The sequence below is a fragment of the Burkholderia sp. BE17 genome, from assembly GCF_009362305.1.
Classification (GTDB): domain Bacteria; phylum Pseudomonadota; class Gammaproteobacteria; order Burkholderiales; family Burkholderiaceae; genus Burkholderia; species Burkholderia pyrrocinia_C.
This window is the reverse complement of record NZ_WHNU01000037.1, coordinates 91,274-101,663: the sequence shown is the minus strand read 5'-3', so window position 1 is coordinate 101,663 and position 10,390 is coordinate 91,274. Positions and strand designations below refer to the sequence as shown.

Genomic DNA, 10,390 nt, shown 5'->3' with positions numbered 1-10,390 from the left:
CGAATGTCTCCTGACTGCTTGTCAAACTTTCGGTCCATTCTACGCCGTAACGTCCGCGGCGAGCCCCGCCGCGGGCTGCGATAATCGTGTTCCAACCCAACCGGGCCGCATCGCGGCCGCGCACGAGAGGACACTCGCATGGGACACCGCTTGAGCAAGATCGCGACGCGCACGGGCGACGACGGCACCACCGGCCTCGGCGACGGGCGACGCATCGGCAAGGACGACGCGCGGATCGCGGCGATCGGCGACGTCGACGAACTGAACTCGAACCTCGGCGTGCTGCTCGCCGAGACGCTGCCGGACGGCGTGCGCACGGCGCTCGTCACGATCCAGCACGACCTGTTCGATCTCGGCGGCGAGTTGTGCATTCCCGGCCATGCGGTGCTCGACGACACGCATCTCGCGCGCCTCGATCAATGGCTGGCCGACTACAACGCGACGCTGCCGCCGCTGAAGGAATTCATCCTGCCGGCCGGCTCGCGCGCGGCGTCGCTCGCGCATGTGTGCCGGACGGTATGCCGCCGCACGGAGCGCTCGATCGTCGCGCTCGGCCGCGACGAAACGCTCAACGATGCGCCGCGGCGATACGTGAACCGGCTGTCCGACCTGCTGTTCGTGCTGGCGCGCGTGCTGAATCGTGCCGACGGCGGGACGGACGTGCTGTGGGAGCGCGGGCGCGTCCGCTAGCGCGCCGTTGCGCACTGCGACAATTTGTCCGGGTGAGGCAGGTTTTTAAACATGTATTGTATGAGCATGTTTAACGGAGAACCGAACATGACCCAGATCACCGCTGACCAGATGGCTCGCGTGAAGGCCACTGCCCCCGTCCTCGCCGTGCACGGCGCGACGATCACGAAGCATTTCTACCAGCGCATGTTCGCGCGTCATCCGGAACTGAAAAACCTGTTCAACCAGACGCACCAGAAGACCGGTAGCCAGCCGGAAACGCTCGCGAAGGCGGTTTATGCGTATGCGGCGAACATCGACAATCTCGGCGCACTCGGCGGCGCGGTGTCGCACATCGCGCACAAGCACGCGAGCCTGAACATCCGCCCCGAGCATTACCCGATCGTCGGCGAGAACCTGCTCGCGTCGATCGTCGAAGTGCTCGGCGACGCGGTCGATGCCGACACGCTCGAAGCCTGGCGCGTCGCGTACGGCCAGCTCGCGCAGATCCTGATCGGCGCCGAGGCCGACCTGTACGCGGGCGCAGCGTGGAGCGGCTTCCGTCCGTTCAAGGTGGCGCGCAAGGTGCGCGAGAGCGACGAGATCACGTCGTTCTACCTGAGCCCGGCCGACGGCGGCACGGCGCCGACCTTCGAGCCGGGCCAGTACGTCACGGTGAAGCGCTTCGTCGGCGATCTCGGCGTCGACCAGCCGCGCCAGTACAGCCTGTCCGACGCGCCGCACGGCAAGTGGCTGCGTATCTCGGTGAAGCGCGAGTCGGGCCAAGCCGAGGCGATCCCGGCCGGCAAGGTGTCGACGCTGATGCACGACGGCGTGGAGGAGGGCGCGATCGTCGAAGTGACCGCGCCGATGGGCGAATTCTCGCTGAAGCGCGGCGTCGATACGCCGGTCGTGCTGATCTCCGGCGGCGTCGGCCTGACGCCGATGGTGTCGATGGCGTCGACGCTGGCGTCGGAAGGCAGCAAGCGCGAGGTGCGCTTCATCCATGCATGCCGTTCAGGCGCGGTGCACGCGTTCCGCGACTGGCTGAACGATGCGGCGCGTGAGCACGCGAACGTCAAGCGCACGGTGCTGTACGAACTGGTCGGCCCGGACGATCGCGCAGGGCTCGACCACGACCTCGAAGGGCGGCTCACGCCGGAACGCGTGAAGCAATACGCGCTGGTGCCGGACGCCGACTACTACATCTGCGGCCCGATCGCGTTCATGAAGGCGCAACGCGATGCGCTGGTCGCGCTCGGCGTCGCGCCGGAGCGCATCAATACCGAAATCTTCGGCTCGGGCGCGCTCGAATGATGCGCTGACGGGTGGTCTCCGGCCAATAGAAAATGCCCGGCGCGAGCCGGGCATTTTCGTTGCGATGCCAGTGATCAGTTGCCGCTGCCGCGCGCCACGCGCCGCGCCTTGACCGACTCCGCGAGGCCTTCGAGCACCTTCACGCTGTCGTCCCACGCGATGCACGCATCGGTGATGCTCTGGCCGTAGGTCAGCGGGCAGCCTTCCTTCAGGTCCTGACGGCCTTCGACGAGATGCGACTCGATCATCACGCCGACGATCCGCTCGTCGCCCGCCGCGATCTGGCGGCCGATGTCCGCGCACACCGGGATCTGGTTCTCATGCTTCTTCGAGCTGTTCGCATGGCTCGCGTCGATCATCAGGCGCGCGGCGAGGCCGGCCTTGCCGATGTCCGCGCAGGCGGCGTTCACGCTGTCCGCGTCGTAGTTCGGCGTCTTGCCGCCGCGCAGGATCACGTGGCAATCCTCGTTGCCGGCCGTCGACACGATCGCCGAGTGGCCGCCCTTCGTCACCGACAGGAAATGGTGGGGTTGCGATGCGGCCTTGATCGCGTCGACCGCGATCTTCACGTTGCCGTCGGTGCCGTTCTTGAAGCCGACCGGGCACGACAGCCCCGACGCGAGCTCGCGGTGCACCTGCGACTCGGTCGTGCGCGCGCCGATCGCGCCCCACGAGATCAGGTCGGCGATGTACTGCGGGCTGATCATGTCGAGGTATTCGGTCGCAGCCGGCAGCCCCATCTCGTTGATCTGCAGCAGCAGCTCGCGCGCGGTGCGCAGCCCTTCGTTGATCTTGAAGCTGTTGTCGAGGTGCGGATCGTTGATGAGCCCCTTCCAGCCGACCGTCGTGCGCGGCTTCTCGAAATACACGCGCATCACGATCTCCAGTTCGCCCTTGAAGCGCTCGCGCTCCTTCACGAGCCGGCCCGCGTATTCGATCGCCGCCTTCGTATCGTGGATCGAGCACGGCCCGATCACGACGATCAGCCGGTCGTCCATCCCGTGCAGGATGCGGTGCATCGACTGGCGCGAGTTGTAGATCAGCTCGGACGCGGCTTCGGAGCACGCGAATTCGCGGATCAGGTGGGCGGGCGGCGTCAGTTCCTTGAGTTCGCGAATGCGGACGTCGTCGGTATTGTGCGGGGGCATGCTGTTTCTCCTATGTCGACCGAAGTTAGCGCTTTAGCGGTTACTCCGGTCCCATGCAAAGCGGTTGAGGGCGCCGTTCGGTCAGTGCGTGTGCGGCAGATTCATCAATTCAAGCGATTCAGTGGTTTCGGTCGGGGCCGCGGGACCGCTGCGGCGGCGACCGGCTGGCGAAGGGCGAAAAAAAACCGCCGGGTTCGCCGGCGGTTTTTTCGGGAATTTCGGTTGCGCTTTACGCGCCATCAACCCTCTCGATCCGCCAGCGGTCTGAGATACCAAAAAAAGTAAAAATAAAACTTGGCGGACATGACGGAGATTCGGCTCGTCAAAAAAAGTTGATTCGGAATTTATACCCCGTCGCCGAGCGGCTGGCAACCGGGAGAGGTTGAAAATGCGGACAATCCGCGCGTTTTCTTCAAAATGCGCGGATTGTCTGCGCCGCGATGCGGTTATGCCGTACCGCCAACCGTCATCTTGTCGATCCGCAGGGTCGGTTGGCCGACGCCGACCGGCACGCTCTGGCCTTCCTTGCCGCACACGCCGACCCCCGTGTCGAGCGACATGTCGTTGCCGATCATGCTTACGTACTTCAGCGATTCGGGGCCGCTGCCGATCAGCGTCGCGCCCTTCACCGGGTACGTGATCTTGCCGTTTTCGATCATGTACGCCTCGGACGCCGAGAACACGAACTTGCCGTTCGTGATGTCGACCTGGCCGCCGCCGAAGTTCACCGCGTACAGGCCGTTCTTCACCGACGCGATGATTTCCTGCGGATCCTTGTCGCCGTTCAGCATGTACGTGTTCGTCATGCGCGGCATCGGCAGCGCCGCGTACGACTCGCGCCGCGCGTTGCCCGTGATCGGCATCTTCATCAGGCGCGCGTTCAGCGTGTCCTGGATGTAGCCTTTCAGGATGCCGTCCTCGATCAGCGTCGTGCATTGCGTCGGGTTGCCTTCGTCGTCGATATTCAGCGACCCGCGGCGGTTCGGCAGCGTGCCGTCGTCGACGACGGTCACGCCCTTCGCGGCGACCCGCTCGCCGATCCGGCCCGCGAATGCCGACGAGCCCTTGCGGTTGAAGTCGCCCTCGAGGCCGTGGCCGATTGCCTCGTGCAGCAGCACGCCCGGCCAGCCCGGCCCGAGCACGACCGTCATCGCGCCGGCCGGCGCGGGGCGTGCGTCGAGGTTGACGAGTGCCGCGTGCACGGCGTCGTCGACGTAGCGCGACAGGACGTCATCGGTGAAGTAGCCGTAGTCGAAGCGGCCGCCGCCGCCGCCGGAGCCGATCTCGCGGCGGCCGTTCTGTTCGGCGATCACCGTGACCGACACGCGCACGAGCGGGCGGATGTCGGCCGCGAGCGCGCCGTCGCTGCGCGCGACGAGCACGACGTCGTATTCGCCCGCGAGGCCGGCCATCACCTGCGTGATGCGCGGGTCGCGGCCGCGTGCCATCTGCTCGATGCGCTCGAGCAGCTTGACCTTGGCCGTCGCGTCGAGCGACGCGAGCGGATCGGACGGCAGGTACAGGTCGCGGCCCGAGATGCCCTTCAGCGACGTCGCCGCCTTGATCTTCTGCCGGCCGCCGCCGGCCGCCGCGATCGCCTTGGTGGCCGCGGCCGCCTGTGCGATCGCTTCGGGCGACAGGTCGTCCGAATACGCGAATGCGGTGCGGTCACCCGCGACCGCGCGCACGCCGACACCCTGGTCGATGCTGAAGCTGCCCGACTTGACGATGCCTTCCTCGAGGCTCCACGCTTCGCTGCGGGTCGCCTGGAAGTACAGGTCCGCATAGTCGACGCGATGCGTGAAGATGTCGGCGATCGTGCGCGTGAGCAGGCTTTCGTCGAGGCCGTACGGCGTGAGCAGGATGTCCTTCGCCAGCGCGAGGTTGCGGATGCCGGGTTCGATGATGTTCATGCGGATATCGGGGTTTCTCAAAAAGTTGTCGGGTGCTTCTGGGCAGATGGGTTGGCCGCGCGGCGTTTCAAGCGGTGCGGCGGATTCAGGTCAGCACGCGGTGCCGCCATGCGGGCAGGCTCTGGCGCACGTCGGCGATGCGCTGCGGATCGATTGCGCCGAGCACGACGCTCGCGCCGACGTCGCGGACCGCGACGATCTCGCCCCACGGGTCGATCAGCATGCTGTGGCCCCAGGTGCGCCGGCCGTTCTCGTGCTTGCCGCCCTGTGCGGCCGCGAGCACGTAGCACTGGTTCTCGACGGCCCGCGCGCGCAGCAGCGTTTCCCAGTGCGCGCGGCCCGTCGTATACGTAAACGCCGACGGCACGACGATCAGCGCGCAGTCGCCCATCCTGCGATACAGCTCGGGAAAGCGCAGATCGTAACAGACCGACAGGCCGACCCGCCCGAACGGCGCGTCGAACGTGACGACCGTATCGCCCGCGCGGATCGTGCGCGCCTCGTCGAACGACTCGTCGCCTTTCTCGAAGTTGAACAGGTGGATCTTGTCGTAGCGCGCGGCCTCGTTGCCGGACGGATCGAACACGAGCGTCGTGTTCAGCACGCGATCGGGTTCCGGCGCCTTCAGCGGCAGTGTGCCGCCGATCACCCAGATGCCGTGGCGGCGCGCGGCGTCCGCGAGGAAGCGCTGGATCGGGCCGTCCTGGTAGGGTTCGGCGAGTGCGAGCTTGTCGGTATCGCGGTGGCCCATGAAGCAGAAATACTCGGGCAGCAGCACGAGCTGCGCGCCTTCGCCGACCGCTTCCGCGATCAGGCGGCGGGCTTCGGCGAGATTGCGCGTGACGTCCGGCGTGCTCACCATCTGCAGCGCGGCGACCCGAAAGGGCGTGGCGGAACGGGTGTGGTCGGTCATCGCGGGATCGGTTGCGTCATAAATGGGGTGCGGCCCGGCAGCGCGCGGAACTCAGTGGCTCGTCGCATCGGCCGGACCGTGATTCATCTTACCCTGATCGCCCCGCACCCGCTCGATGTGCGGGTGCGCCCACGAGCCCGTGATCGCGTAGTCGAGCGCGAACGCGTGCGACAGCGTTTCCGACAGCGCGTAGTTCGCGGCCAGCACGCCGACGCCGAGCAGCGGATTGATGATCGCGGCCGCGATCGCCGCGGTGCCGGCACCGATCTTCGGTGCGACGTGCGCGTGCAGGTCCTGCGTCTCGGTGCCGAGGTCGACCGCGCCGCGCACCGTCACGTTCGCGGGCGCCGTCGTCATCGAGAAGTCGTCGGTGCGCGCGATGCCGTTCGAGATTCGGCCGGTGCCCGTGATCTTGTCGAACGGCAGCCCCTTGCCGACCACGTCGCGGAAATTCAGCGTCAGGAAGCGCGCGAGGCTTTGCAGGCTCAGCACGCCGAGCAGCTTCGCGGCGCCCGGATCGACCTTCAGGATCTGCCCGTGTTCGAGGTCGACTGCGACCTGGCCGCCGAGCGACGGGAAGTCGACCGCGGTCGGGCCGCCGCGCCAGCCGACCTTGCCCGTTACCGTGCCGTGTCCGTCCGCGAGCGTGCGCGGCAGGCCGACGCGGTCGAGCAGCGCGCCCGCGTTGTCGATGTCGAGCTTGAAGTCGAACACGGTGCGGCGCGGCGCATCGTTTTCGTCGGCGCCGCGGGCGAGCGCGCGGCGCGACGTGCGCCAGTTGCCGGTGGCCGTCAGTTTCGCGGCCGGGTTCGACAGCTCCAGCTTGTCGAGCTGCCACACGGGCGTGCCGTCTTCGTCGATGTTGCGCGCGTTGACGACGAGGCGGCCGATGTCGTGGTCGCGCGCGACGACCTGGTCGACGATCAGGTCGATCGACGGTATCGGGCGATCGGTCGGCGTCGGCAGGTTCATCGCGCGGCCGACGAGGTCGTGCTGCGCGCTGTCCGGAATCACGAGCTTCGCGAGCCGCGCGTTCAGTACGCCCGCGCCATTGTGGCCGCCGCCCGGCGCCCACGACAGGTAGCCCGACACCTGGTTCGACGCGATGTTCGCCTGCCACAGCTCGTCGACGTGCGACGCGCCGACGATCACGTTTTCCCAGTTGCGCTTGAGCAGCTTCAGCGTGCCGAAGTGGAGCGCGAAGCGCTTCGGCGCGAAACTCGCGAGATCGACGCGCGACGGTGCCTGCGGCTCCGGCGCACGCGGCGTGTCGGGCTTCAGCGTGCGGGCGAGCGCAAGCCACGCGTCGGCATCGAGTTCGTCGACGTCGACGGCCGCGCTCACGCCTTCCTGCGGTATGTCGGGCATCCGGTGGATGCCCATCGCGCCGCGCACCGCGCGCAGCGGCCGGCCGCGCGTCGCGTCGAGCAGGTAGGTCGCCGTCACGGGGCCGAGCGTCAGGTCGGCGTGCTCGAGGCGCTTGCCGTCCGCCTGCGGCGCCGGCTGCAGCGTGAAGCTGAACGGCATCGGCGTGCCGGCCGCCTTCGCGAACGGCGCCGGGAAGTTCAGCGCGACGCCCGTCAGGTCGGAGCGCGCGGTGACGTCGGGCAGGCGGCCCGGCGCGCCGCGCACCGCGACCTTGTACGGCGCGTCGCCGACCACGTGCTCGAGCAGCGCCGCGGCCGCGCCGTGCAAGTTCAGGCCGCGCGCGGCGTCGAGCGCGAGCTTGCCGTCGACGTCCACCGCGTACGGGCCGTGCGACTGGAAGCTGCCGTTCGCGCGCACCGGGCCGCCGAGGAAGCGCCCCGACAGGTCGTGCAGCGACGCGCCGGCCTCGGTGAACCGGACGCTGCCGCGCAGCGCGGACAACGGCGGCACGCCGCGGGTCGACAGCGTGTTGCCGCCGAACGCGAGCGCGCCTTCGATGGCCGTGTGCTTGTGCGCGATGCGCTGCGGAATCGTCAGCTTGAGCGACAGCGCCGCGGGGCCCTGCGCGTCGATCCGCTGCGCCAGGTGGCCGCTCATCGCGCCGAGCGAGCTGTTGTCCGCGTAATCGAGCAGGTCGGCGAGCGGGCCGTTCGCATGACCTTCGATCACGAGCGGCGAATCGGCCGGGCGGCCGAGATCGTCGATGCGGCCCGCGACCTTCGTCATCGCGACGCGTTTGTAGTGCGCGCGGTCGATGTCGAAGCGCAGCTTGTTCTGTGCGAGCTCGAACACGCCGTCGATCCCGTCGAGCGCCGGCCAGACGCTCGGCGTGCCGTTCGCGAGCTTGCGCGGCGGGTACGGCGTCGGCTCGAAGCGGCCGCCGGTGAACGGCGCGACGATGTGGAACACGCCGGCGTCCGGCTCGTGTTCGAACGGGAATTTCTCGAGCGGGCCGCGGGCGACGATCGACGCGCCCTTGGTCACCTTGCCGTCCTGCAGCGCGTGGCCGAGATAGTCGCGCAGGTGCTCGGACATCCCGGTCGGCAGGTAGCGCGGAATGCGCGCCACCGACGCGCGATTGAAATCGGCGCGCAGGTCGAGCGAGCCGCGGCCGTGGCCGGGGTTCGTGTACGAGCCCGACACCGCGATTTCCGCATCGGGGTTCGAGACGAGCAGATCGGGCAACGTCACGTCGACGCGTGCGTGCTTGTCGCCGGGCGCGGGCGTGATCACCCATTTGGCGTTGCCGCGCAGCCGGTCGAACGTCAGGCGCGGTTCGTCGAATTCGCCGGGCACCGTGACGGCCGCGTTGACCGTGTCGAAATGCGCGGCGCCGCCCGTCTCGTTCGCATCGACGCGGCCCCACAGGTTCTCGACGCCCGGCCAGCCGGCACGCGGGTGGCCGCGCGGCGACAGGCCGGGCGGCGGCTCCTGCGCGGCGAAGCTGATGCCCTGCAGGTCGCCGAGGAAGCGGTAGCGGACGATCGGCGCGGCGCCGGTGCGCCGCTCCTCGTCGGCGAGCTCGGCCCGCGCGGGTTTCGCGCGCTCGACCTCGATGTGATAGTTCGACACCATCCCGCGCGGGTCGAGCTTGATCAACTCGTTGCGCAGGCGCGCCGGCAGCGGCAGCCCGCGGATGAACTCGCTGAGGATGCCGAGATCGACGCGGTCGCCGACGACGCTGATCAGTTGCCCCTGGCTGGCCGTCGGCACGCGGTAGCGGGCCGTCAGCGTCGACAGCGCGAGCGAGCGGGCGAGCGGCGTGCCGTCCGGCAGCGGCGGCTGGCCGAGTTCCGCGTGGAAGCGCGACAGGTGCAGCGTGTAGTCGTGCCCCGTGTCCATCGCCATGTCCCAGCCGAAGCCGACCGCCGGCACGTCGAGCCGCGGCTGCGTCGGCCGCACGCGCAGCGTGACGTCGGCGCCCTGCAGGTCGCCGCCCGCCGAGCGCAGCCGGCCGTCGCGGAAGGTTGCCCAGATCGCGTTGTCGATTCGGCCCGCATGGATCGTGAGCGGTATGTCGAGGTAGCGGGCGAGCGTCTGCAGGTCGACCGGGCCGGTCGACAGGTACGCGTCGCCGGTCCAGTTCGACGGCTTGCCGACCGGCGCGAGCGCCTTGTGCGTGAAGCGCGCGCGGAAATCGAGCGGGCCGAGCAGCAGCGTGCCGTTCGCGGGCGCCTGCAGCGCGGCCCGGTGCACGCGGCCGTCGTTGAGCACCGCGATCCGGATGCCCGACAGCACGAGTTCCGGCGCGGCGTGCTGTGCGTCGCGCCAGCGCAGCACGCCGCCGCGCAGCACGATCGCTTCCTGCTTCAGCAGCCACGTGCCGAACGTGTCGTTGCCGCCGTGGGTGGTCGCCACGCCGACGCCCGCGACGCTCAGCGAGCCGTCGGCCGCACGCGCGACGACGAGGTCGGGCTGGTCGACGATCAGGCTCGACAGCGCGGGCGACAGCCGCAACAGCGACATCCACGACAGCGCGGCCGTCGCGTGCGGCACCGACAGCGCGACCTTGCCGTCACGGCCGCGGATCGTCAGGTTCGTGAGTTCGACGCCCGGCTGCATGCCGGACCAGTTCGGGGAAAGCTTGCCGATCGAAAGCTGCGCGTGGAGCTTGTCGGACACGACGCGCTCGATGCGCGGGCGGAATTCGTCGATGCGGGGCAGCAGCACGTAGCGCAGCCCGAGGAACGCGCCGGCCGCAACGAAGTAAGTGCCGATCCCGACTGCCAGCGTCACCTTGAACACGCGACGCAGGACCGGATGATCGTGCTTCGGAGGTCCCGCTTCGGGCGCAGCTACGGCGGATTCCTGACGGTCGGACATGCGGCGGACGGGCGGCGATATGGTAGTTTTGCAGATTGACGTTGAAATGTATCACATGGGTTCGTGCCGGCGGCCGTTGCGGCAGCACGGCACGGGCTTTCCGGCGCGCGGTTTCGCGGCGGACGCACGCGCGTCCCGCGATGCCGCGCCGAGTCCATGGTGCCGGCCGGCAGCGGGGC

General features: G+C 68.7%; 6 protein-coding genes. 2 read left to right on the top strand and 4 right to left on the bottom strand.

What is annotated here, in order from left to right; translation table 11 throughout:
- The first annotated feature begins 138 nt into the window (after window positions 1-138).
- The gene (locus GD429_RS28535) at window positions 139-690 is read left to right on the top strand and encodes a cob(I)yrinic acid a,c-diamide adenosyltransferase (RefSeq protein WP_152861979.1); all 552 of its coding nucleotides are present in this window, start codon (window positions 139-141) and stop codon (window positions 688-690) included.
- An 87-nt stretch (window positions 691-777) separates the two neighbouring features.
- Window positions 778-1,986: an NO-inducible flavohemoprotein gene (hmpA, locus tag GD429_RS28530; RefSeq protein ID WP_152861977.1), complete on the top strand. Its 1,209-nt coding sequence runs from the start codon at window positions 778-780 to the stop codon at window positions 1,984-1,986.
- Window positions 1,987-2,060: 74 nt separating this feature from the next.
- Here the strand turns inward: hmpA and aroG are convergent, their stop codons facing one another.
- The 4 genes from aroG to GD429_RS28505 form a co-directional block, all read right to left on the bottom strand.
- Entirely contained in the window at window positions 2,061-3,134 is a 1,074-nt protein-coding gene (gene aroG, locus GD429_RS28525; protein ID WP_034182785.1) for a 3-deoxy-7-phosphoheptulonate synthase AroG, read from the bottom strand.
- 446 nt (window positions 3,135-3,580) lie between these two features.
- Entirely contained in the window at window positions 3,581-5,047 is a 1,467-nt protein-coding gene (tldD, locus tag GD429_RS28515; RefSeq protein ID WP_152861974.1) for a metalloprotease TldD, read from the bottom strand.
- 85 nt (window positions 5,048-5,132) lie between these two features.
- Window positions 5,133-5,960, bottom strand: coding sequence for a carbon-nitrogen hydrolase family protein (locus GD429_RS28510; RefSeq protein ID WP_152861972.1), 828 nt, complete (start codon window positions 5,958-5,960; stop codon window positions 5,133-5,135).
- Window positions 5,961-6,011: 51 nt separating this feature from the next.
- Complete coding sequence (locus GD429_RS28505; protein WP_152861970.1) at window positions 6,012-10,211, bottom strand: YhdP family protein; 4,200 nt, start codon at window positions 10,209-10,211, stop codon at window positions 6,012-6,014.
- Window positions 10,212-10,390 lie beyond the last annotated feature (179 nt).

Excerpts from the sequence above, each read along its gene's own strand:
- GD429_RS28505 (WP_152861970.1), bottom strand. The coding sequence starts at position 10,211 with ATGTCCGACCGTCAGGAATCCGCCGTAGCTGCGCCCGAAGCGGGACCT.
- tldD (WP_152861974.1), bottom strand. The coding sequence starts at position 5,047 with ATGAACATCATCGAACCCGGCATCCGCAACCTCGCGCTGGCGAAGGAC.
- hmpA (WP_152861977.1), top strand. The coding sequence starts at position 778 with ATGACCCAGATCACCGCTGACCAGATGGCTCGCGTGAAGGCCACTGCC.
- aroG (WP_034182785.1), bottom strand. The coding sequence starts at position 3,134 with ATGCCCCCGCACAATACCGACGACGTCCGCATTCGCGAACTCAAGGAA.
- GD429_RS28535 (WP_152861979.1), top strand. The coding sequence starts at position 139 with ATGGGACACCGCTTGAGCAAGATCGCGACGCGCACGGGCGACGACGGC.
- GD429_RS28510 (WP_152861972.1), bottom strand. The coding sequence starts at position 5,960 with ATGACCGACCACACCCGTTCCGCCACGCCCTTTCGGGTCGCCGCGCTG.